Annotated in this window: 20 protein-coding genes and 1 pseudogene; 11 read left to right on the plus strand and 10 right to left on the minus strand. The window is 63.6% G+C overall.

Annotation, left to right across the window (positions count from 1 at the left end; genetic code table 11):
- Nucleotides 1-8 precede the first annotated feature (8 nt).
- Nucleotides 9-539, plus strand: a complete 531-nt coding sequence (locus LRR16_RS06390) for a flavodoxin family protein (RefSeq protein ID WP_174781652.1) — start codon at nt 9-11, stop codon at nt 537-539.
- A 54-nt stretch (nt 540-593) separates the two neighbouring features.
- Here the strand turns inward: LRR16_RS06390 and LRR16_RS06395 are convergent, their stop codons facing one another.
- Both LRR16_RS06395 and LRR16_RS06400 read right to left on the minus strand, forming a co-directional pair.
- Nucleotides 594-1,199, minus strand: coding sequence for a helix-turn-helix domain-containing protein (locus LRR16_RS06395; protein WP_232205216.1), 606 nt, complete (start codon nt 1,197-1,199; stop codon nt 594-596).
- Between the two features lie 260 nt (nt 1,200-1,459).
- Entirely contained in the window at nt 1,460-1,906 is a 447-nt protein-coding gene (locus tag LRR16_RS06400; protein ID WP_232205217.1) for a hypothetical protein, read from the minus strand.
- A 436-nt stretch (nt 1,907-2,342) separates the two neighbouring features.
- On the opposite strand from LRR16_RS06400, the gene LRR16_RS06405 reads away from it, so the two are divergent.
- The 5 genes from LRR16_RS06405 (at nt 2,343) to LRR16_RS06425 (ending at nt 6,733) form a co-directional block, all read left to right on the plus strand.
- Nucleotides 2,343-3,533, plus strand: a complete 1,191-nt coding sequence (locus LRR16_RS06405) for a PAS domain-containing sensor histidine kinase (protein ID WP_232205218.1) — start codon at nt 2,343-2,345, stop codon at nt 3,531-3,533.
- Entirely contained in the window at nt 3,530-4,177 is a 648-nt protein-coding gene (locus LRR16_RS06410; RefSeq protein WP_232205219.1) for a response regulator transcription factor, read from the plus strand. Before LRR16_RS06405 ends, LRR16_RS06410 begins: the two co-directional genes overlap by 4 nt.
- A gap of 959 nt (nt 4,178-5,136) precedes the next feature.
- Nucleotides 5,137-5,640, plus strand: coding sequence for a universal stress protein (locus LRR16_RS06415; RefSeq protein WP_174781657.1), 504 nt, complete (start codon nt 5,137-5,139; stop codon nt 5,638-5,640).
- 226 nt (nt 5,641-5,866) lie between these two features.
- Nucleotides 5,867-6,301: a YeeE/YedE family protein gene (locus LRR16_RS06420; protein WP_232205220.1), complete on the plus strand. Its 435-nt coding sequence runs from the start codon at nt 5,867-5,869 to the stop codon at nt 6,299-6,301.
- Nucleotides 6,302-6,310: 9 nt separating this feature from the next.
- Nucleotides 6,311-6,733 (plus strand): YeeE/YedE family protein, encoded by a 423-nt coding sequence (locus LRR16_RS06425; protein WP_232205221.1) that lies wholly within the window; start codon nt 6,311-6,313, stop codon nt 6,731-6,733.
- Nucleotides 6,734-6,874: 141 nt separating this feature from the next.
- Here LRR16_RS06425 and fdhF read toward each other — a convergent pair whose 3' ends face one another.
- Both fdhF and LRR16_RS06435 read right to left on the minus strand, forming a co-directional pair.
- Nucleotides 6,875-9,667 carry a formate dehydrogenase subunit alpha gene (fdhF, locus tag LRR16_RS06430; protein WP_232205222.1) on the minus strand — a complete coding sequence of 931 codons (2,793 nt, stop codon included), beginning with the start codon at nt 9,665-9,667 and terminating at the stop codon, nt 6,875-6,877.
- Complete coding sequence (locus LRR16_RS06435) at nt 9,661-10,506, minus strand: formate/nitrite transporter family protein (protein WP_232205223.1); 846 nt, start codon at nt 10,504-10,506, stop codon at nt 9,661-9,663. The genes fdhF and LRR16_RS06435 overlap by 7 nt, the downstream gene beginning before the upstream one ends.
- Nucleotides 10,507-10,722: 216 nt before the next feature.
- Here LRR16_RS06435 and LRR16_RS06440 point away from each other — a divergent pair, with 216 nt between their 5' ends.
- The 5 genes and pseudogenes from LRR16_RS06440 to LRR16_RS06460 all read left to right on the plus strand — a co-directional run.
- The gene (locus LRR16_RS06440; protein ID WP_232205224.1) at nt 10,723-11,220 is read left to right on the plus strand and encodes a hypothetical protein; all 498 of its coding nucleotides are present in this window, start codon (nt 10,723-10,725) and stop codon (nt 11,218-11,220) included.
- Between the two features lie 460 nt (nt 11,221-11,680).
- The gene (locus LRR16_RS06445) at nt 11,681-14,008 is read left to right on the plus strand and encodes a copper-translocating P-type ATPase (protein WP_370646761.1); all 2,328 of its coding nucleotides are present in this window, start codon (nt 11,681-11,683) and stop codon (nt 14,006-14,008) included.
- Nucleotides 14,009-14,053: 45 nt separating this feature from the next.
- Entirely contained in the window at nt 14,054-15,784 is a 1,731-nt protein-coding gene (locus tag LRR16_RS06450) for a phage integrase family protein (RefSeq protein ID WP_232205225.1), read from the plus strand.
- 72 nt (nt 15,785-15,856) lie between these two features.
- Nucleotides 15,857-16,459 carry a hypothetical protein gene (locus tag LRR16_RS06455; RefSeq protein WP_232205226.1) on the plus strand — a complete coding sequence of 201 codons (603 nt, stop codon included), beginning with the start codon at nt 15,857-15,859 and terminating at the stop codon, nt 16,457-16,459.
- 40 nt (nt 16,460-16,499) lie between these two features.
- A pseudogene (locus tag LRR16_RS06460) lies at nt 16,500-16,966 on the plus strand (tyrosine-type recombinase/integrase); the annotation flags it as partial.
- 357 nt (nt 16,967-17,323) lie between these two features.
- Here LRR16_RS06460 and LRR16_RS06465 read toward each other — a convergent pair.
- From LRR16_RS06465 to LRR16_RS06490, 6 genes are all read right to left on the minus strand, one after another.
- Nucleotides 17,324-17,839 carry a hypothetical protein gene (locus LRR16_RS06465; RefSeq protein ID WP_232205227.1) on the minus strand — a complete coding sequence of 172 codons (516 nt, stop codon included), beginning with the start codon at nt 17,837-17,839 and terminating at the stop codon, nt 17,324-17,326.
- Between the two features lie 131 nt (nt 17,840-17,970).
- Nucleotides 17,971-18,285, minus strand: coding sequence for an antibiotic biosynthesis monooxygenase (locus tag LRR16_RS06470; RefSeq protein WP_006575691.1), 315 nt, complete (start codon nt 18,283-18,285; stop codon nt 17,971-17,973).
- Nucleotides 18,286-18,335: 50 nt separating this feature from the next.
- Nucleotides 18,336-18,626 carry a DUF1330 domain-containing protein gene (locus tag LRR16_RS06475; RefSeq protein WP_064575313.1) on the minus strand — a complete coding sequence of 97 codons (291 nt, stop codon included), beginning with the start codon at nt 18,624-18,626 and terminating at the stop codon, nt 18,336-18,338.
- A 136-nt stretch (nt 18,627-18,762) separates the two neighbouring features.
- Nucleotides 18,763-19,680: a tripartite tricarboxylate transporter substrate binding protein gene (locus tag LRR16_RS06480; protein WP_232205288.1), complete on the minus strand. Its 918-nt coding sequence runs from the start codon at nt 19,678-19,680 to the stop codon at nt 18,763-18,765.
- A 282-nt stretch (nt 19,681-19,962) separates the two neighbouring features.
- Nucleotides 19,963-20,766: a metallophosphoesterase gene (locus tag LRR16_RS06485; RefSeq protein ID WP_006575694.1), complete on the minus strand. Its 804-nt coding sequence runs from the start codon at nt 20,764-20,766 to the stop codon at nt 19,963-19,965.
- Nucleotides 20,763-21,743, minus strand: a complete 981-nt coding sequence (locus LRR16_RS06490; RefSeq protein ID WP_232205228.1) for a diacylglycerol kinase family protein — start codon at nt 21,741-21,743, stop codon at nt 20,763-20,765. Before LRR16_RS06490 ends, LRR16_RS06485 begins: the two co-directional genes overlap by 4 nt.
- Between the last annotated feature and the right edge of the window lie 3 nt (nt 21,744-21,746).

A 21,746-nucleotide genomic window follows, 5' to 3' on the forward strand; every position in this document is an offset into this window, starting at 1 on the left:
GAGCAGCCATGGAAGAAGTCCTGATTGTCTACTACTCCCGTACTGGCACTACCCGCCAGGCGGCCCAACAGCTCGCTGCAATGACCGGGTGGCCACTTGCCGAGGTGGTCGACGAGTCGGGCCGTGCCGGCTGGGTCGGCGACCTGAGGTGCATGCTTGATGTCCTGCTGCGGCGGCGTCCGGCCTACGGCTATCGGGGGCCGGGCTTTGCCGGCACTGAACATCTCGTCGTCATGGCTCCGGTTTGGCTTGGCCGGCTTGCTGCGCCGATGCGAGCCTTCCTGTGCGACCGTGGGACGCTGGCCAATGGCGTATCGGCTGTTATCGTGATGGCCTCGCGCGGCGGCCTGAGTGCCGGCGAGGAGATTGGGCGCATAGTCGGACGCGCTCCGCGTCCCATGTTGACCTTACGGCAGCGCGACGTGCAGAGCGGAGCGGCAGCCGGGGCGCTGGAAGGCTTCGTGGCCGACTGGAACACCGAGCAGCGAGGTCAGGGCGCGCCTAACCGGCCAGCATGGCTTTCGCCGCGCGAAGCATGATCGACCGAAGTAGCGACGTGCCGCCGTAGTGCCGCACAAAATTCTACAGGCAATCTACAGGCGATCAAGGCGGTCCTTGTCAGTCAGTGTCACCTGCTTTCCCTTGACGGAGATCAGGCGGTCTTGCTGCAAGCGCGAGAATGTCCGGCTCACCGTTTCGAGCGTCATGCCAAGATAGCTGCCGATCTCCGCCCGCGTCATGCGCAGCCGCAGGTCGGTACCGGAGTACCCATGGGATTGCATACGCGAAGCAAAGTTGAGCAGGAACGAGGCTAGCCGCTGCTCCGCGCTCATGTCCGCCAGCATTACCATCATGCCGGATTCCCGCACGATTTCCGCGCTGAAGAGCCGATGAACATATTGTTGCAGGGACCTGACTTCCCGACACAATGCCTCCAGGGCATGGAAAGGAATGACGCACACCGTGCTGTCTTCCAGCGCGACGGCGTCGGACGGATGATGGTTGGTACAGATTCCGTCCAGGCCAATGGTCTCTCCCGCATGATGAAACCCCGTGACGTGATCACGGCCGTTCCATTGCATCACGACTGTCTTGAAAGATCCGGACCGGACGGCATAGACGTTCTGGAAGGCGTCTCCGGCCCGAAAGAGGTATTCGCCCCGGCGGACGCTTCGCCAGGTCTGCACGACGGTGGTCAACCTCGGTAGCGAATGATCGTCGACGCATGAGGCGACACAAGCGTGGTGCCTTTGAGGACAGTGCGTGCACTGGGCCATCGCGCGTTCGCCGGCCAGTGCGGTAGCCATCGACCCTGAAGGGCGGTCATCACGTATGGGCAATTCCGGATGCCGAGGGATGTCGGTCGTCGATTCCCTCGTTGCTATCGCTTTGAACACGTGAATCTCCTTGGTTGGATAGCCTCAATCTCGATCTACTTGCTTCGGTGTCGCAGCGGACGCTACGCAATGGGCGGTGTCGCTATCAAAGGTGTTTGACGCACCTCGTCATCCGAGCGGCTCGCTTTTCCCAGCTGTTGCAGGCAATTCATCAACTCCGCGAACTGCAGCGTCATGTCCAAGCAGTAATCTGCGCCGGCCTCCAAGTACCGTTGCCGGCTCTGCCATGCACAGCCATGCGCCAGTAACAGTACGATGGCCGTCCGTGCTGCTTCACGGAGGCTCTGCAGCCGATGCAATGCATCGCGGTGGCCCGCGCCAATGTCCAGGACAACGATGTCCGGCCGCACCGCTTCGACGGCCGCAATCGTCCGGGACGAATAGCGGCCGACGCCGATGCAAGCGACGTTGGGGATACGCCGGAACAACCTAAGCAGGCGTGCTGCGACCCATTGGCCTTCATGGACCAGGTAGATGGTCAGCGGACGTGGAAACGGGGCCGTGTTCATGAGCTTCAGTATGGAAGGCCCCTTAAGCGGTAGAAAGCAGGGTTCGCTGAGATTGACGTCAGCACGACGTCCGGACTTGTCAGGGAATGCTGACAGGGGACTTCCGCCATTCCGGTGGACGAGGGCCTCTCTGGGCTTGCGTTTGTGCCCAGTTCGGCGCGATTGGACTAAGATTCACGAAGCGACGCCTTCAGGCGGTGTGGCCGGCAGAAGACGGCAGTGGTCAGCCGGTTGCCACGATCGGGAGCCCGGCTAGACGAAAACAGATGGGGTAGATATGCGCGGCAAACAGTCTTCCGGTGCTTCCCCTCGACCCAGTCAGCATTCGATCGCACGCCATGCAGACCGCTCGGAATGGGTAGGGGGGCTGGCAGTCGCCCTGACCGTTGCGGCGGCGTTCTCGCTTGTGCTTGCCGCCAACGGATCGCGAACTATCATGCCGCTTGTTCCCGTCTTCGGTTTACTTGCAGGCGCGGTATTGGCGGTTTACTGGGTGCGACTTCGCCGCATGCGGGACGTTTCCACCGCGAATCTGGCGCGCATCCGGGAGAGCGAAGAGCGGCTCGCCGGCATCATTCGATCGTCGATGGAAGCCATTATTACCGTCGACAGTGATCAGCGTATTGTCCTGTTCAACCCGATGGCCGAATCGCTGTTTCGTTGCAACGCGGGCAATGCCATCGGCCGTCCCCTTGGCGATTTCATTCCGCCGCGGTACCGCGAGGCACATGAGGAACACGTCCGTCGTTTCGGTATCACTGGCGTTTCCGAACGACAGATGGGGCGACAACGTGCCCTCTATGCGCTGCGCAGCGATGGCACCGAATTTCCGATCGAAGCCTCGATCTCGCAGACGGTCGACCGGGCCGGCAAGTTGTACACGGTGATGCTGCGCGATATCACCGAGCGTGTCAGAGCCGAACAGGCTTTGCGTCAGTCTCGGGAGGAATTGCAGCAGCTGTCCGACAGTGTGCTGACCGCGCGTGAAGAGGAGAAGCGGCGCATTGCACGCGAGCTGCACGATGACCTCGGCCAGAGATTGAGCGCATTGAAGATGGACCTGGCTATGCTGGGCGCCGATCTGGAGGAGGGCGGCGCCCCGCAGGCGGCATTGAGGCAGGTCGGCGCCATGCATCAAGTCATCGACGAGACGGTGGCTTCGGTACGGCGGATCGCCTCAGACTTGCGCCCAGCGCTGCTCGACGAGCTCGGTCCGGCCGCGGCGCTGAATTGGCTGGGCAAGAACACGGCCGAACGCTACGGCATTTCGGTCAGCGTGACCGCCAGTGAGGATATCGATCTTGCCGAGCAGGCTGCGGTCGCCGTCTTTCGCATTGTCCAGGAGGCACTGAACAACGTGGTACGGCATTCGCGCGCATCGGATGTGGAGATCCGCTTTGAACTCGTCGACGGGCAATACGAGCTGGTGGTGCAGGACAACGGTATCGGCTGGGACGGCCGCACGGCGCCATCTACCGAAGGAAGATCGATGGGGCTCGTAGGGGTGCGCGAGCGCGCGCGCCTGCTAGGCGGCGCTGCAACAATGGAGTATCGACCGGGCGGCGGCTTCCGACTGGCTGTTCGTTTCCCGCAGTCGGACGTGATCCCGAGCGGGGGGAAACAATGATCAAGGTCTTCATCGCGGACGACCATGCCGTCGTACGAGACGGCGTCCGGCACATTCTTGAACGGGCCGGTGGTTTCGAGGTCGTGGCGGAAGCCGAAGATGGGACGCAGGTGTGCAGCCAGCTGCGGCAACACCGCAGCGATGTGATCGTGCTCGATCTGTCCATGCCAGGGCGCAGTGGGCTGGAGCTGATTAAGCAGATTCGGACGGAGTTTCCTGGGCTGCGGATACTGGTGCTGACGATGCATGCCGAGGAAGAGTACGTGCGCAGGGCTTTCCGAGCCGGCGCGTCCGGCTATCTCACCAAGGAAAGCGCCGCCACGGAATTGGTCGCCGCAACCGGCAAGGTCGCATCCGGTGGCACCTACGTCAGCCAGGCGATCGGGGAAAAGCTTGCCACCGGGCTTCAGGGCGGGACGGAGCAATTGCCCCATCTCTCTCTATCGGATCGCGAGATGGAGGTGTTCCGAAGACTGGTTCTGGGAGAAACGGTCTCGGCGATCGCCGCCGGCCTGTGTGTCAGTGCGAAGACGATCAGCACGTACAAGATGCGTCTGATGGAGAAGCTCGGCTTGCCAAACGAGGCGGCGTTGGTTCGGTATGCAATTCGACATGGCTTGTTTGGCGACGATGCCACGCTGTGAAGCCTGTGCGGCAACGAGGGCCCGTTACCCGGCGGTTACCGAGACGACGGCGCTTGGCGTGGGATAGTAGTCTCAAGCCAGTCGGTGCAGAGTGAGACAGCTTGGGACAGTTCAGCCGGCTGGTCAAAGGTTCCCCCCAGTGTTCGCACCAGCGACGACCGGCTGCACTGACAGTCAGCCGACCCGTCGCCACGGTTTGGCGCGGTGGTGTCCGAGCTGTTGCCTCCGACAATAGCCAACGCAGGAATAGGGCAGGCATCCTGATTCGCGCTCCTGGCCAGGTCTCGCGGACCGCGCAGGGTCACCAAGGCGCAGAACGTAGCATGACCGGCCACCGCCATCGTCGCCTCTGACGCCAGCTCGCCTGCTGCTACACATACCAGAGGTATCGGACCGCACGGCGCCTCGGATTCAAGCCATTCCGCGACGCGGGCGACGCGGTGCACGAGATCCGTATGTCTGTGGAAAGTGTCGGCCGAGTGCCGGTGACGGTGAGGGGCAATGTCGATCAAGGCAGTTGCGTACCCCAGCTTCCACAGCTTGCGGCAGAAGTAGTTCGCCGATGCGATGCGCGATGAGGCTTTGCCTGCGTACAGCATCACGACGAGCGCTCTCGGCAGGGAAGGGCGATCAATGACGATTCGCAAACGCTCCCCTGCCGCCTGGAGCGTTTCCACTCGGCACATATCCTCCTGGTCGTACACGCGACGGTTCGATGGTCCAGTGCTGCCACGGGTTCGATGTCGCTGCGGTACAAGCGTTGTCTGCATGGATGTCTCCTTGGGGTCGTGTGGCTGCCACGGACACAGGTGGCCTGCTCCGGCAGCATTGGCGCTGCAAGGTCCGGTCAGACAATAGCGGCAAGAGAAGCCAGGGAGCTTGATGCAAATCAATAGCTGGACGGTGCGCGCTCATATGCTTGTCTCACGCGCATTTACAAGTGGCGAAGGGGCATGATCATGTACAAACGAATTCTGGTAGCGGTGGATGGCAGCGAATTGTCCCGATTGGCAGTAATGCAGGCAGCCCGTCTTGCGCAGAGCTGCGGCGCGATAGTCCAGGCCTTGTATGTTGTCGACAGTACCGATATCTACTACGGCATAGGCCCATACGATCCGGGCGGCGTCACCGAGGCGTTGCTGACTTACGGGGAAGCGGTTCTGCAGGACGCCGCGGCGTCGCTGGCGGGGGCCGGTGTAGAGCATTGTACGAAGCTGCGAAAAACCTCGGTGGCGCCCGGAAGGGTGGCGGCGACGATCGAGCTCGAGGCGCAAGAGTGGAATGCGGACCTGATTGTCATGGGCACGCATGGTCGAAGGGGGATGCAGCGATTGCTGATGGGCAGCGTGGCGCAGGGTGTGGTCCATCGCTCGACGCGTCCGGTCCTGCTGGTTCGCCATCCGGCTCAGCGTGCTGACAAATCGGAGCCGGCCACGGTATCAACTTCGAACGACGCACACTAGGGGCGTACGCCGGAATGGCTCTGATGGCCGAGAGGAATGAGAGGGCCCGACCGGGTCTTCACCGGATGCGGTCGGGTTATGCCCTTGGAGCGGAGGCATCCGCGCCGCCAGCCCCAGCTGTCCCTCGCTTCCCGGCAATCGGCTGAATAATTGAGCCGCTGCTCACGAGCCCCGCTGTGTCGGAGCCGGATCCAGTTTCCGCTGTACTGTCCTAAGGAATAGCCCCATGACGATCGACTGGAGTGCCTTCACTCCATTGGCTTCGCTGGCGGGCGGCATAATCATCGGCATCGCCGCCGCCATGTTCGTTCTGCTAAATGGCCGGATCGCCGGCATCAGCGGCGTGCTTGGCGGACTGCTCACGCCGGTGCGCGGCGATGTCGCCTGGCGCGTGGCATTCATTGCCGGACTCATGGGCGCTCCACTCATGTACGGAGTATTCGCGCAGCTGCCGATGCCGCGAATCGACGCCGGCTTCGGCACACTGACCGTGGCAGGACTGCTCGTGGGGGTAGGCGCGCGTTACGGGGCGGGATGCACGAGCGGGCACGGCGTGTGCGGCATCTCGCGCCTCTCGGCGCGCTCGCTGGTGGCCACTCTCACCTTCATGGCGTCCGGATTCGTTACCGTCTTCGTCGCCCGCCATCTGCTTGACGCTTGAGAGGAAACGATGCCTGGGTTCTTTGCACTTCTGGCTGGCGTTGTTTTCGGCATCGGCCTGATTCTTTCGGGTATGGCGAATCCAGCCAAGGTCTTGGCATTCCTGGACCTGGCCGGTAACTGGGACCCATCGCTTGCTTTTGTCATGGCCGGTGCCATCCTGGTCGGCGTTGTCGCCTTCGCCGTGGCTCGCCGGCGCAGCGCCTCGCTGCTCGGACTGCCAATGCGAATGCCGACGGCCACCGTCGTCGACCGACGTCTCGTGGGAGGCAGCCTGCTGTTTGGCATCGGCTGGGGCCTCGCAGGTTTCTGCCCGGGACCGGCCCTGGTCACCTTGGGCATGCGCGACTACAAGACGGTGGTATTCGTGGTAGCCATGCTCGTCGGAATGGGGCTATTCGAGCTTTTGGAGCGGGGAAGGAGGCGTAGCTGAATTCGTGCCGGCGAAGGAGAGCCAGGGTGTCCAACATACGGTGGAACTGGATGGTTCTGGAGGAGCGACCGCTACACTGCGCAAGAAACATCCTCCTAGGCTATGCGATTTGCGGCACGGGTCTGCGTCGACGACTTCGGCTTACAACGGACCAGGCGGAAAGGACTGCACCCGGCTCACTCGAACCGCGCATACCTTGAGCTCGGGAATCTTGGCGACGGGATCCAGCGCCGCCTGCGTGAGATGGTTGACGTTGGCCTCGTCCGGAAAATGGAAATTGCCGAAGACCACTCCCGGTGGCACCCGATCTGTCACATGTGCAACGGCCCACACCTCGCCGCGGCGCGAAGTCAGACGCAGCGCATCGTGGTCCGCTATGTCGAGCCGGGCGGCGTCCCCGGGACTAATCTCGACCAGCGGCTGCGAGCACAGCGCCAGCAGGCCCGGCACGCGGCGTGTCATCTCGCCCGCGTGCCAGTGTGGCAGGACGCGGCCGGTGGTAAGCAAAAGAGGGTATTCGTGGTCCGGCAGTTCATGGGGTGGCACGTGGTCGGCAACGTGGAACTTCCCCTTGCCGCGGCTGAAGTGCTCTACATGCAGGATGGGCGTCCCCGGGTGGTTTGCGTCCAGCACGGGCCAGTGCAGCGATTCACCCCGTGACAGCCGCTCCGGCGTAATCCCGGCGTAGGAGGGACACAGCCGACCAATCTCGATCAGGATGTCATCGGGACTGGCATAGTCCCAGCCAGCGTGCGGTCCCGTGGCGGACCGTCCCTGCAGTGCAAGCGTCCGCCGGGCCAACTCGCACACGATGTCCCAGTCGGGCCTCGCATGGCCCGGCGCATTTACGGCTTTCCGCACCGGCTGTACCCGCCGCTCGGTGTTAGTGAACGTCCCGCATTTCTCAGCCCATGCGGCGCCGGGCAGCAGCACGTCGGCGAAGTCGGCTGTGTTCGACGCGAACAATTCCTGGAGCACTACGAACTCGGCAGAATCCAGATGGGCTTTGACCTGGTTAAGGTCGGGATCGGTCGCAGCCGGATTCTCGCCAACGATGTACAGCACGCGCAGAGCGCGCTGGCCGGCTGCACCGATCATTTCCGTCACGGTGAGCCCCGGCACCTCTGCGAACACTGAGCGCTGGGCGGGTGTTGTTGCCCAAGCGCTGGCGAATAGTTCCCGCGCAGCGGCATCCGCGACACTCTGATATCCGGGGAATACGTTGGGCAGCGCCCTCATGTCGCACGCGCCTTGCACATTGTTCTGACCGCGTAGTGGATTGACTCCACCGCCGGGTACGCCGAGGTTTCCCAACAGCATTTGCAGGTTCGCCAGCGCTAGCACGTTGAGGACGCCACTGGTATGTTGGGTGATGCCCATGGCCCAGATGACCGCCATGGGCTTGGCATGGGCCAGCAAGGATGCTGCGCGGAACAGCTGGGCTTCGCTTACACCGGTGATCTGTGCCACGCGCGCGGGGGTATAGGCGACCAGGCTGGTGCACCACGCCTCGAAACCTTCCGTGCGTTGCCCAATGAACGTTCGGTCATGCCAGCCTTCGGTCAGCATGATATGCATCAGCCCATTGAGCAGCGCCACGTTCGTGCCGGGACGATGGCGCAGGTGCACGGCCGCGAACTCCGTCAGGTCAATGGCCCGGGGGGCGGCGACCACGAGCGGAATGCCACGCCGGCGTACGGCTTGACGCAGCATGGTACCGAACACGGGGTGCTGCTCGGTCGGGTTCGAGCCGATCACGAAGACCGCGGCCGCGTCTTCAGCAACATCCTTCAGGGTATTGCTCATGGCGCCGGAACCGTACGCCATGGACAACCCCGCGACCGTGGATGCGTGGCACAGGCGCGCGCAATGGTCGACGTTGTGGGTGCCCAGCACTTGGCGCGCGAGCTTCTGCAGAAGGTAGTTTTCTTCGTTGGTGCACTTGGCCGAGGCCAGGACGCCCAGGCCTTCCGCACCAGCCTCCATGCGGGCGGTGGCGAAGCGCCGTGCGACGATGTCGAGCGCGGTGTCCCAGTCGACGGTAGTCCACTGCCCACGCGGCGCGTTCGGAGGCCGAATGCCGCCGTCCAACAGATAACGTCTCACTTGCGGCTCCCGCAACCGCCCGCCATGGTGTACGAAGTCATGGCCATAGCGGCCCTTTACACACAGGTGAATACCGTTGACTGGTGCCCGCACATTCGAACTCACGCGTACGATCTTCTCTTCCCGTACATGGAGGTCCATGCCACAGCCCACGCCGCAATAGGGGCAGATCGTTGCGACCTTTCGATCGGAGCTTTGTTGTTGCAGCGCATTTCTGTCGGCCAGCGCTCCGGAGGGACAGACCGCCGCGCAAGCGCCGCATGACTCGCAGCGGGCTTCCAACATGGTGGTGTCGAGCCCAGCCACGATGTGGGCGGCTTCCCCCCGTCCGGCCACGCCCCAGACGAAACGCCCCTGTACCTCGGCACAGGCGCGCACGCAGCGAGTGCAGAGGATGCACTTGTTGAGGTCCACGCGGATAAAAGGGTGGGGGTCCGTGTCGGCCGCGAATCTGGCCGGAGTTTGCGGTAACGCCGGGCGACGCGCGCCGTATTGCCGCACCCACCGCATGAACTCGGAGTTTGTCTCGGGCTGTACCTCGTCGTCATAGCGCACGAGCAGCATCTCCAGCACCGCCCGTCGCGCCTGGACTATAGCAGGCGTGGACGTACGCACCGCCATGTTCTCCCGGACGGGCAGCATGCAGGCGGTCGCGAAGGGGGCGTCGCCCACTATCTCGACCACGCAAAGTCGGCAAGAGCCGACGGGCGAGAGATCAGGGTGATGACACAGCGTCGGAATCTCGATGCCGTGAAGGCGAGCAGCTTCGAGCACCGTTTGTCCGCGCGAAGCGGATACCGCTTTGCCATCGATCGTCAGGCTCAGCATCCCGGTTCCTTCCCGAGCGTGGTGGCAACCGCGTTTGCCCTCATTGCGGCCGGCCGCAAGTAGATCGAGTAATAGACCAGTGCCACCAGCACGCTGCCACCCACGAGGTTGCCGGCGATGACCACGGTCAGGTTGCGCGCAACGTCATCCCAGCCCAGCGGCGCTCCAAGCAGCATCGCCATGGGAAAGTAATACATATTGGCGACGGAATGCTCGAAGCCGGCAGCCACGAAGGCGGTAATCGGGAAGACGATGGCCACTGCCTTGTCCACCACGCTGCGTCCCGCCAGTCCCATCCACACCGCCATGCACACCAGCACGTTGCACAGGATGCCCCGGAAAAAGGCCTCGATGGCCGGCAATCCTGCCTTGGTCATCGCAACGGCCACGACTGTGCTACCTACGGCGCCATCGTTCATCGCGGCGTAGCCAGAGAGCCAGACCAGCAGCGCGAGTCCGAGCGCCCCGATAAAGTTGGTTACGCACACGACGAACCAGTTGCGCAGCACGTCGCGCGTGCTGACGCAACCACTAGCCCAAGCCATGGCAAGCAGGTTATTGCCAGTGAATAGCTCGGCGCCGGCCACCGTCACCAGGATCAGCCCGAGCGAGAACGCGAGCCCGCCCAATAGACGGCTGACCGCGAAACCCAGCGAGGCATCGCTGCTGACCAGCGCGAACATCAGCGCTCCGAGCCCGACGAACGCGCCGGCAAGCATGCCGAGCATCGCCAACGTTAGCAGTGGCATTTGCGCCTTGGCAATGCAGAATGCATTGACCCGGTCGGCGACCTGTTGGGGCGTGTAGGCGTCCAGGCCGGAAACAGATTCTGGCGTCACGGCGGCACCTCCTGGAAGGCGACGATTCGGATGGCTCCCATCTGCCTGCTACTGTAGGACGCCGGTCCGACCATCACTTGATCTGGCGCAAGGCACAGTTCCGGGCCGCGCCTACAATCGGGCAAACGTCTCGTTCCGGGCCCGTGTCATTGCCGTCAATGGCCGGATGCCGTCACCGGCCGGATGCCGTCACCGGTCGATCATCAGGAGAGCACCATGCCTCTACGTAACTTTGTTTCTGCCCTTGCCGTACTGACGGCGGCCGGATGTGCCGTGGCCCAAACGCCCAAGGACGCGGAGGATCACTCGGCCCACCATCCAGCCGGCAGCCCCACGGTCGGAGCGGCCCCGGCGCCGGTGGCACCCGTGGTACCGGACGGGTTCGACATGCAGATGAACGCCATGCAGGACATGCACCGTCGCATGCAATCGGCCAGGACGCAGGCCGAGCGCGCGGCCTTGATGGACGAGCATATGAAAATCATGCAGTCCGGCATGGCGATGATGGGACAAATGCGCGGAATGGGTGGCCCCGGCGGTCAAGGAGGCAAGGGAATGCCGCCGTCACAGCCCCCGGCCTCGGGCGCGATGCAGCAGATGCAAGGGATGGCCGGCATGATGGATATGCATCGACAGATGGAGCGGCGCATGGCCATGATGGAGCAGATGATGCAAATGATGGTGGACCGCGAGGCCGCCATGCCCCGCAAGTAGAACGGGAGCAGCCATGAACCTTGCTGAGGGCGCCCGTTGGTCTGTCCTCCACGGTCTAACCGGTGACGCGTGCGGCCATCGACGCGATGGCTCCCGGGCACTGCGCCCCTTGGCAATGCCCTGCGCCACCGTGTCATCGTGCCGGGATGTTTCGTCTTTTCTGTTCGAAGGACCGTGATGGGAAGTACTTCGTCGCCATCAAGAGCGTTGAAGTCGCCTCGGCGATCGGTGCAATCGTCCTTGTCGGCGGCTTGGCGCTGCTCGCCGCCCCAGATCTTGCAAGGCCACGCGCTTCTCATTGTGTTCACCGGCCTCGTGGTACACGGCGATAGCATGACGCTGAAGTCCCGTCTGGAACGCCGCGACGCACCGCCGCTGGGGTGGGAGCGAGTCATGTTCTGGCTCTGCTGGGCTTGTCTTGCAGGCTTGGCCAGATGGCTACTGCTGCGGAGATAGGCCGATGAGTCTGCCTGAACTGCCTGCCGTGGGCGACAAATCGAAGGAGGGCCACGTGCAACGTCCGAGGCCGCTGTCTGCCGAGCATCATCAGGGCCACTCTCAGCGGCCCCACGACCATGGTGTAAATGGCCCCGCGAAGAAGCACGACGATCAACGGCCCACGCCTGTGCCGGTACGGGCAAATGGAGAGCAGTACACCTGTCCGATGCACCCCCAAGTGAGACAGAGCGGTCCGGGGCACTGCCCGTTATGCGGGATGGCCTTGGAGCTGGTCATTCCCACGGGCACGGCTGGCGACGGTGACGAGCTGCGGGACATGACGCGGCGCTTCTGGACCGGACTGGCGCTCACGCTGCCCGTTGCGGGGCTCGAGATGGGGGCTCATCTCTTCGACATCGGTCAAGTGTTGACCGCACGGACGTCCAACTGGATCCAAATGCTTTTCGGAACACCGGTGGTCCTTTGGGCCGGCTGGCCGTTCTTCGAGCGAGCCTGGGCGTCCCTGAAGCGCCGCAACGTGAACATGTTCACACTGATCGCCCTTGGAACAGGCGCGGCCTGGGCATATAGTGTGGCGGGCACGCTGGCCCCGGCACTGTTTCCCACCCCACTGCGGGGACACGAGGGAGCGGTGCCGATCTACTTCGAGGCGGCAGCCGTCATCACGGTGTTGGTGCTGCTGGGCCAGGTGCTCGAGCTTCGGGCGCGCGAGAAGACCTCCGGCGCCATCAAAGCGCTGCTCGCCCTGGCACCCAAGACAGCGGTGCGGGTGGCGGCCGACGGCTCGGACCAGACCGTGCCCATCGAATCCCTTTACGTCGGGGACTTGCTGCGGGTGCGCCCGGGCGAGAGGGTACCGGTAGATGGCCAGCTCACCGAAGGTAACGGCACGGTGGACGAGTCCATGGTGACCGGCGAACCCATGCCGGTGGCCAAGGTGCCAGGCTCCATGGTCACCGCCGGCACGATGAACCAGACCGGCGGGTTCGTGATGCGCGCCGAGAAGGTTGGTGCCGACACGTTGCTCGCTCAGATCGTCTCCATGGTGGCTGACGCGCAGCGCAGCCGCGCGCCCATCCAGCGCATGGCGGACCAGGTATCGGCCTGGTTCGTCCCCGTCGTCATTGGGATAGCGCTGCTCACCTTCGGCGCATGGCTGGTGTGGGGACCCAGCCCAGCGTTGTCCTATGCATTGATCACGGGGGTGGCCGTGCTGATCATTGCGTGCCCCTGCGCGCTGGGTCTGGCTACTCCCATGTCCATCATGGTGGGCGTGGGCCGCGGTGCGCAGCACGGGGTGTTGATCAAGGATGCGGAGGCATTGGAGCGTATGGAGAAGGTCGATACGCTGGTGGTCGACAAGACTGGCACGCTGACGGAGGGACGTCCCAGCGTCGTGCATATCGAACCGGCGGCCGGCTTCACAGCGGAGGAACTGCTTCGCAAGCTCGCCAGCGTAGAACGCGCGAGCGAACACCCGCTCGCCATGGCCATCCTTCAGGCGGCCCAGGAGCAGCAGATTCCGCTGTCGCCGGTCATAGACTTCGACTCGCCCGTCGGCAAAGGCGTCCTCGGGACGGTAGATGGTGTGGCCGTGCTGTGCGGGGCAGCCAAGTTCCTCGCCGAGCACGGAGTCGACGTGGGGCCGCTGCTGCAGGCGGCAGAGGCGCAACGCGCCAGGTCCGCCACCGTCATCTTCGTGTCGATGGATGCCAGACTCACCGGCTTCGTGGCCATCGCCGATCCCATCAAGCCCACCACGCCGGCGGCCCTGCAGGGCCTGCGGGAAACTGGCGTGCGAATCGTGATGCTGACAGGCGATGGCAGCACCACGGCCGAGGCCGTAGGGCGGGAGCTTGCCATCGACGAGGTAGTGGCAGAGGTGTACCCCGAAGAAAAGGCCAACATCGTCCAGCGCCTTCGCAGCGAAGGCCGCGTGGTCGCCATGGCTGGCGACGGCGTCAACGACGCCCCGGCGCTCGCGGCGGCCGATGTCGGTATCGCGATGGGCACGGGCACCGACGTGGCGATGGAGAGTGCGGGGGTGACGTTGCTCAAGGGCGACCTCATGGGCATCGTGCGAGCGCGCATGCTTTCGCACGCCACCATGCGTAACATCCGGCAGAACCTTTTCCTGTCGTTCGCCTACAACGTCGCCGGTATCCCGTTGGCCGCCGGGCTGCTGTATCCGTTCTTCGGGCTACTGCTGTCGCCCGCCGTCGCGGCCGCCGCGATGGCGCTGTCCTCCTTGAGCGTTATCGCGAATGCGCTGAGGCTGCGGACCATTGACGTCGATTGGCCGGATAAGGAATCAGTGTCATTAAGATAAGTATCCTTATCGTAATAGCGATTTCACTGCGCTAAACTGGCATGCATGAAATCGCGCTTGACCCGACCGCTACCTGCACCTGTTGCCAGCTCCCGCCTGAATGCCGGGCTCGCCGACACCTCTCCGGCGTTCCCCGATGCCGCCTCGCTGGCCGCGCTTCGCGCCTGGCATGCCGGCCTGAGCTCCCGGCAAGCCGTGGCACAGTACCTGGGGGAGGAGAGGGCGCATGGCCAATCCTCGCGCGCCGTGCTCGGCCGCATTCGCCGCCGGCTTGCCGCGCTGGCACGCGAACGCGGCCGCGACGACCTGGCCGCATTGTTCGAGATGCCGGCGTCCGAACGCGTGGAGCAGGGCAGGGCGGCCGATCGTGCTATCGAGGTCTTGCGCACGCTGCCCACGCCACAGCCAGCGATCACCGACGACATCGGTCGTTGGCTCCCGGCGCGCGCCGTCGCTGCCTTGCGCGCCCACGGCATCGATACGCTGGCGGCGTTGACCGTGCGCGTGCCCAGGCGCCGCCGCTGGTGGGCGGCCATCCCGCGGCTGGGCGCCACCAGCGCCAGGCAGATCGAGGCGTTCTTCGCCGCGCATCCCGAGCTGACCGAACGGGCGCGCGCGTTGATCGTGCAGGAGCGACGCAGCGTCGTCGTGCCATGGGAGCAGTTGCGCCTGCCTCATGAAGTCGACGGCTCGCAAGGGCGGTTTCGCGCGCCGCGCGAGGGCTGCACCTTGACCGCGGACAACGACTACGAGGCAGTGCAGGCCTGGCTGGCCCTGCACGAGTCGCCCGCCACCCATCGCACCTACCGCAAGGAAGCGGAACGGCTGATCCTGTGGGCCATTGTCGAGCGGCAACGGCCGCTGTCGTCGCTGACCACCGAGGACGCCGTCGCCTATCGCGCCTTCCTGCGTCGACCCACGCCGCGCGAGCGGTGGGTCGGTCCGCCACGGCCGCGCTCGTCGCCGGACTGGCGGCCATTCACGGGCGCACTATCGGCACGCTCGGTCGCTCATGCGTTGTCGATCCTCGGTGCGATGTTCCGCTGGCTGGTCCAGCAGCGGTATGTCCTCGCCAATCCGTTCGCCGGGATCAAGGTCCGCGGCGGGGGCCGCACGGCGGCGCTGGACAATTCGCACGCCTTCACCGAAGGCGAATGGAAGCTGGTGCGCACCATCGCCGACGGGCTCGAGTGGTCCTACGGGTGGGAGGCCGCGGCCGCGCAGCGGCTGCGTTTCGTGTTGGACTTTGGCTATGCCACCGGACTGCGTGCCAGCGAGTTGATCGCGGCAAGGCTTGGCGATATCGAGGCCCACGCGCAGGGGGATGAATGGCTCAAGCTGACAGGGAAGGGCGGGCGCAGCGGCAAGGTGGCCTTGCCGCCGTTGGCCCGGCGGGCGTTGGAGCGCTACCTGTTGGAACGCGAACTGCCGATCAGCCGGAGCCTGTGGCGCCCGGAGATTGCACTGGTGGGTGACCTGACCGGCGAGCCGGATATCGGCATCACCAGTACGCGGCTATGGCATGTGGTGAAGCGGTTCTTCACGCTGGCCGCGGATGTCATAGATGCGGACCATCCCGCGGTGGCGGACAAGCTGCGCCGGGCCAGTCCGCACTGGATGCGGCATACGCACGCCACGCATGCCTTAGCCCGCGGCGTGGAGCTGACCAGCGTTCGGGACAATTTGCGGCATGCGTCCGTATCGACGACCTCGGTCTACCTGCATAGCGATGAAGTCAAAAGGGCGCGGCAGATAGCGGAAGCTTTTGGGGCTTAAAGGGATGGCAGCGCGACCGGAAAATGTATGATTCGACGCTATGTCGAACGAAAATCAGTTTGTCGAACTAGCATGAGCCTATCCTTCGAGATTGTCGCACTCACCTCTTTCGTCCTCGGCTTCATCGTAAACAACTACCTTCCCGCATACCTGAAAGGGAAGGGTGCGAACCTAGCCACGAAGGAAGATATAGCTCAGATTACGAAGCTCCAGGAAGAGGTGAAACACAGCTTCAATGTGCTGCTTGAACAATCGAAGCAACGAAACAGTTTGCGAGTACTAGTTGCAGAGGAACGCATGCGTGCCCACCAGGCGGCGTTCCTTCATGTCCACCGACTGCTCAGTGCGCGCGATAACACTAGCGTTATCGAGGAATGCCGTACGTGGGCCAACGAAAACTGCTTGTACCTTGCACCTGACGCTCGGCAAGCCTTCTACGGAGCCATCGCCGCGGCAGAAAATCGGGCGATGTTTCTTACGGAGGCCAGGTCCGAGGGTACGTCGGCGTCGATACGAAGTCAGTACCACGATAAGGCGGTGGATCTTTGGTCAGAAATTGCGAGGGCTTTCCCTGCAATCGTGAAAGGTGCAGAGCTGCCGCCGTTTAGCGCGGAGGAAGAAAACACCATGCTCCGCAGCTCGCCCGATGCAAACAATGAGGATGGACCTTCGTAGCTCACGGAACTTTGTCCCTCTTCTCATTCGCTCCGGGAAGGCCGCGCAGCGCCTTCACTTCGGCTATGCCACCGGACTGCGGGCCAGCGAACTGATCGCGGCGAGGCGCGGCGATTGAGACCGACGGGCAGGGCGACGAGCGACTGAAGCTTGGGGAAGGGCGGGCGCAGCGGCAAAGTGGCCTTGCCCCCGCTGGCGCGACGGGCGTTGAAGCGCCACCTAAGCGCGGCCTGCCGATCTGTCGGAGCCTGTGGCGACCTGAACCTGCCCTCTTAGGTGACCTCGCCGGCGAACCCGATATCCGCATCAGGAGCACTCGGCTATGGCATGTGGTGAAGCGGTCCTTCAAGCTGGCAGCGGATCTCATGGGCGCCGACCATCCCGCGGCGGCGGAGAAGCCGCGCCGTGCCCGTCCGCACTGGATTCGGCATACGCATGCCACGCTTGCTCTAGCCCAGGGGCGTGGAGTTGACCAGCGTTCGGGATAATCTGCGGCATGCTTCGGTAGTGAAAGAAGTATCTTCACTTAGTGCAGCTTTGCGTGGCTTTACCTAACGACTGACACTTCGGGGAGAAGTAGCCGGTAGAGCTCTTCATGTTGGCACTGGGTGGGAACAGTGCACAGTTTTAAGTTCGAGCACTGCCGACAAGCGCCAGCGGGGACAGAGACGATGCGGCCGCCGCCAACTTAACATAAGAAGTATTATCGGCAACAAATTTGAAGTGCTGTTTTAGGCACGTCGCCGTTTGCGCTTTCCGGATACCGAAAATACCCACTCCCGACCACCACGGGGCGGCACCGTCGGGCCTTCTATATCGATTGCCGGCCGCTCCTGAATACAACGCACGCCGCAACGCGAGCCATCACAGCATGGCGAGTGTCGCGGCCTTCTGCATCTGTTCCGGCGGGGTTTTGCTCTCTCGCAGGGTCCGATTCAACATGCCGAGTGCTTCGGTCAGTGCGCCGTTGATCGAGGCCAGCTCGGACTGCAGCGCCTGTTGGCGCAACTGTCGCTGTTGTGGCGTCATACTCTGGTCGGCCATCAGCGCCTGCAGTTCCTGCTGCTTCTCCTGCAACTGCTTACGCAGCTCACGAATGCGTTTCAGCAGGTCCTGAATAGTTTCAGGAAGACCGCTTTCCTCGATATCCTGATTGCCGGAGGCGGCCGCGCTGCGCTGCGCCAGGCTTTGTCCGGGACCGGATATGCGAACGTTGACGCCGTTCACGGAGTTCTGACGGGCGCCGTTCTCGCTGCGGGAGTTGCTCGCCGTGGCGCTGACGGTGTCTGGCGAATCGGTGGACGCCTCCGCGCTCGTAGCGTCGCGCGGGACGGGGATTCCGAAGCCCACGGCGGGCAAAACAGGTTCGATTGTGCTCATTGTTATTGCTCTTGGCGGATCGAGGAACGAGATGCCGGTGTCCCGGCTCTCTTCTTATCGGCCGCCGAAAGCTTGGACTTGAGCCTGCAGGCCGCGCTGTGATCGTGGAGTCGGAAAGATCCGCCGTAGCGCTAGCCCACCGGCCCGCTCAGCTTGCCGTCCCCGTACTGTCGCTTGATTTCGGCGATCACCACGCGATAGCCGTCGAGCCAGCGTGCCTGTTTGGCCTTCGCTTCGATGTGCGCGGGATGTCGAATCAGCTCGAGCAGCGCTTCTTCGGTGTCCCAGTAGTAGACATTCTGGATCAGCCCCGCGGCGCTGTTTTCCCAGGTCTCTTCCCCGAGATATCCCGGAATGGATCGAGCCACCTCGGCAATTTGCTGATCCAGGCGATGAAATTCCGCATCGTACTGGCCTGCACGGAAAATGAAGGTGGACGCGAACATCAATGGCTATGCAGCACGGCGGGACAAGCGCAAATCATATCGCACTGATGCTATTCGTAGCCCTCGATGACCACCAGATCCGCCTGCGAATACGGTGCTCGCAGCGCGATCAATGCCTGATAGTCCGGCGACTGGTAGCACTCCAGCGCGCGCTGGTAGCTGTCGAACTCGAGCACGACCACGCGCGATCGCGGGTGGCCCTCGACGACGGTCTTTTGACCATTGCGGACCAGGAAACGGGCGCCGAATTTTTCGAATACCGTTTTATTGGCGGCGATGTATTGCTGATAGCCTTCCATATCCGCAACATCAACCATCGCGACCCAATAACCCTTGGCCATGTCTTCCTCCGATGTTGAATTGACCTGTCAGGCCGTCCGGCGCACGTCATGGAGCGCGGGAGCGACGACAGACCAGTCTATATCGTGTATCGGAAAAGCATGAACCAGTACAGGTTGGCGGCGCCGGCCGAGCTCCCTACTCCAACCGTGCCCCGGACTCCTTGACCACCTTGCTCCAGCGGTTGATTTCGGCGTCGATATGCGCACCGAGCGCAGCCGGGGTCGAGCCGACGGGTTCATAGCCATTTGCGGCCAATTGTTTCTTCAGTTGGGGCTCGGCGATCACGATGGCGATTTCCTTGCTGAGCTTGTCGACCACCGCGGTTGGCGTGCCGGCCGGGGCCAGTATCGCGTACCAGCCGTTGATGTCGAAGCCGGGCACGCCGGCCTCGGCGAGCGTCGGTACCTCCGGGGCCAGCGATGCGCGCTTGCCGCTCGTCACGGCGAGCGCCCGGAGCTTGCCGCTGCGTATATGCGGCATCGAAGTCGAAATACTGTCGAAGGTCAACTGCACCTCTCCGGCCAGCATGGCGGTCACGACCTGGGCGCTGCCTTTGTAGGGGACATGGGTCATCTTGACGCCGGTCATCGAATTGAACAGCTCGCCGGCGAGGTGGCCGGTATTGCCGTTGCCGGCCGACCCGAACGTCAGTTTCCCCGGCGCCGCCTTTGCCTCGGCGATCAGCTCGCCGATGGTATTGGCGCGCAGCGAGGAACTGCCCGCCACGATCAGCGGCAGATTGGCGACCAGCGACACTGGCGCAAAGTCCTTGCGGGTGTCGTAAGGCAGCTTGGGATACAGACTGGCGTTGATGGCGTGCGCGGCCAGCACCATGATCAGCGTGTGACCATCCGGTTTCGCGCGCGCCAGCGCCTGCGTCGCGATGGTGCCGCCGGCGCCCGGACGATATTCCAGAACGACGGGCTGCCCCAGACGCTCCTGCAATCTGGCGGCGACCGGACGTGCCAGCAGATCGGCGCTGCCGCCCGGCGGATAGGGTATCAGCAACTGGATCGGACGCGCAGGCCAGGTGTCGGCGCGCACGGGCGTCATGGCGCTGGTCAGCAGCCCCACTGCCAGCACGGTGACAAGCACGGCGCGACGGCGCGGCGTGAGCTCGTGCGATGGTTGTCTTGGCATGATGGCTGTCTCCCCGATTGAACCTTCGGCGCTCGATTGCTCCGGCTGCATGCGCGACGACCGGAACCAGTGCATCGGGGCGGAAGTTGCGCCACGAGCTAACAACATAGATGGTGCGCGACCGTACCGGAATTCGACACTGGCGAACCGGCACTTCGGCCACGCGAAAGTCTGCCCTCTCCTTTCGCGGATTCGTTATCGGCTCAATTCCAGACTGGTGCTGTTCACGGCGACAAACGCTCTGCCGCTGCGGTCGTAATCCCAGCGCTGAACCCGGCAGCTGACTTGCCCGTCTTCGAATCGATGTTCGATGAGATTGACGGAATTGGGAATGGAGCCGCGCACCCGGTGCGAGACCGCGGTGCCAGCCTGTACCGCCCAGGCGCGACGCGTGGAGTGGGCCGGCAGCGGCGCCACATACGGAAGGTGGATATGGCCGCCGAGCACGATATCCACGCCGGCATCGACCCACGCAGGTACGGCCGCTTCGCGCCCGATCAACAGATTTCGCGTATCCGACGCGACGACCGCTCGCACCGGTTGATGCACGACGACGATGCGCAGTTGGTGAGGCTGAGCTTGGCGCAACTGCGCGCACACGCGGTCGACCTGTTCGCGCGAGATTTCGCCATTCTTGTGTCGTGACGGCCTGGTGGTGTTCACGCCGATTGCAAGCACACCGTCATTGCTGAAGACCGGTTCGAGGTCCATGCCTATCGCGCGCCGGTAGCCTCCATATGGATCCAGGATCCGAGCCGCGACATTGAATAGCGGAATATCGTGGTTGCCCGGTATCACCAAGGTCGGCCGACTCAGTTTCGAGATAAAGGCCCGTGCCGCTGCGAATTGTCCCCTTCTCGCTCGCTGCGTGATATCGCCCGACAGAACCACGACATCCGGCTTCATGCTGTCCGCCAACTCCAGCACGGCCTCGACGACCAGCGTCTGCTCGGTACCGAAGTGCGTGTCGGACAGGTGCAAGACGCGGCTGACTGTCATGAACGGTCCAGGCGGCTTTGGTCTCGTGGGATCAGCAGCTGCAAGCGCTTCGGCGATACCGAAAAGTCCAACGGCGTGCGGGCCCAGTGGATCTCGCCATCCATCGCCACCTTGATGCGCCGGCGCCCGCGCACGCGCACCGTCAACGTTTCAAAGCTGAAGCTGATGACCCTGGAGGTATCGCCCAGCCGGCCGATAGCGCCCATCAGCAACAATCCATACAGCGCGAGCGTGCCGACCGGCTTTGCGATCATGGCGACCAGGCGGTTGTCTTCCAGATGCGCGACTTCCGGTATGCCGACCTGCTCCAGCTGCAGGCTGTTGTTGCCGACCACCAGCGTCGGCGTTCGCATTACCTGGTGCTCGCCATGGGACAGCAGTTCGAGCGTCAGCTGCGCCGGCGCACGCGCCAGTGTGACCAGCGCCGACAGCAGCGCGACCCAGCGCCGCCGGCCGAGCATCTTCTTGTAGACCTCGCGGTCTTCCAGCAGTTGCGGATACAGCCCCAGACTGGCATTGACCAGGAATGGACGTCCGTCGAGCAGGCCGACCTGTACCGGTTCGATGCGGGCGTCCAGCAGGCTTGCCAAGGCCTCGTCGGTTTCCCGCGAGATGCCGTAGGTGCGCCCGAAGTAATTGAACGTGCCGCGGGGCAGGATGCCGAAAGGCAGCCCCGTCGGCAACACGGCTGCGGCCACCGCGTTCAAGGTGCCGTCGCCACCCGCGGCGACGACGATGCCGTTGGCCTGTCTGGCGCGCTCGACCGCCATCTCGGCGATCCGTGGCAATTGCCTGGGCCGGTTCACCGTGAAGATGGTATGAGCGCGTCCTGCTTCGCTCAGTCGCTTCTCGATCGCCGCGCGCGTCTCCATCGCGTCGCCACTGCCGGAGCCGCCATTGAAGACAATGAAAAATGGCTCATTGCCGGACAGCCTGGCAATCGGTTCGGTGACTGGCGAGATGTCTTCGGTCGGCATGGT

This window comes from Cupriavidus sp. UGS-1, from assembly GCF_021213615.1.
Classification (GTDB): Bacteria; Pseudomonadota; Gammaproteobacteria; order Burkholderiales; family Burkholderiaceae; genus Cupriavidus.

Bases quoted from the DNA above. Each gene is read 5' to 3' on its own strand.
- LRR16_RS06425 (WP_232205221.1), top strand. From the start codon at position 6,311: ATGCCTGGGTTCTTTGCACTTCTGGCTGGCGTTGTTTTCGGCATCGGC.
- LRR16_RS06415 (WP_174781657.1), top strand. From the start codon at position 5,137: ATGTACAAACGAATTCTGGTAGCGGTGGATGGCAGCGAATTGTCCCGA.
- LRR16_RS06450 (WP_232205225.1), top strand. From the start codon at position 14,054: ATGAAATCGCGCTTGACCCGACCGCTACCTGCACCTGTTGCCAGCTCC.
- LRR16_RS06485 (WP_006575694.1), bottom strand. From the start codon at position 20,766: ATGACAGTCAGCCGCGTCTTGCACCTGTCCGACACGCACTTCGGTACC.
- LRR16_RS06475 (WP_064575313.1), bottom strand. From the start codon at position 18,626: ATGGCCAAGGGTTATTGGGTCGCGATGGTTGATGTTGCGGATATGGAA.
- LRR16_RS06440 (WP_232205224.1), top strand. From the start codon at position 10,723: ATGCCTCTACGTAACTTTGTTTCTGCCCTTGCCGTACTGACGGCGGCC.
- LRR16_RS06405 (WP_232205218.1), top strand. From the start codon at position 2,343: ATGCCGCTTGTTCCCGTCTTCGGTTTACTTGCAGGCGCGGTATTGGCG.
- LRR16_RS06470 (WP_006575691.1), bottom strand. From the start codon at position 18,285: ATGTTCGCGTCCACCTTCATTTTCCGTGCAGGCCAGTACGATGCGGAA.
- LRR16_RS06480 (WP_232205288.1), bottom strand. From the start codon at position 19,680: ATGACGCCCGTGCGCGCCGACACCTGGCCTGCGCGTCCGATCCAGTTG.
- LRR16_RS06455 (WP_232205226.1), top strand. From the start codon at position 15,857: ATGAGCCTATCCTTCGAGATTGTCGCACTCACCTCTTTCGTCCTCGGC.
- LRR16_RS06410 (WP_232205219.1), top strand. From the start codon at position 3,530: ATGATCAAGGTCTTCATCGCGGACGACCATGCCGTCGTACGAGACGGC.
- LRR16_RS06445 (WP_370646761.1), top strand. From the start codon at position 11,681: ATGAGTCTGCCTGAACTGCCTGCCGTGGGCGACAAATCGAAGGAGGGC.
- LRR16_RS06400 (WP_232205217.1), bottom strand. From the start codon at position 1,906: ATGAACACGGCCCCGTTTCCACGTCCGCTGACCATCTACCTGGTCCAT.
- LRR16_RS06490 (WP_232205228.1), bottom strand. From the start codon at position 21,743: ATGCCGACCGAAGACATCTCGCCAGTCACCGAACCGATTGCCAGGCTG.
- LRR16_RS06420 (WP_232205220.1), top strand. From the start codon at position 5,867: ATGACGATCGACTGGAGTGCCTTCACTCCATTGGCTTCGCTGGCGGGC.
- fdhF (WP_232205222.1), bottom strand. From the start codon at position 9,667: ATGCTGAGCCTGACGATCGATGGCAAAGCGGTATCCGCTTCGCGCGGA.
- LRR16_RS06390 (WP_174781652.1), top strand. From the start codon at position 9: ATGGAAGAAGTCCTGATTGTCTACTACTCCCGTACTGGCACTACCCGC.
- LRR16_RS06465 (WP_232205227.1), bottom strand. From the start codon at position 17,839: ATGAGCACAATCGAACCTGTTTTGCCCGCCGTGGGCTTCGGAATCCCC.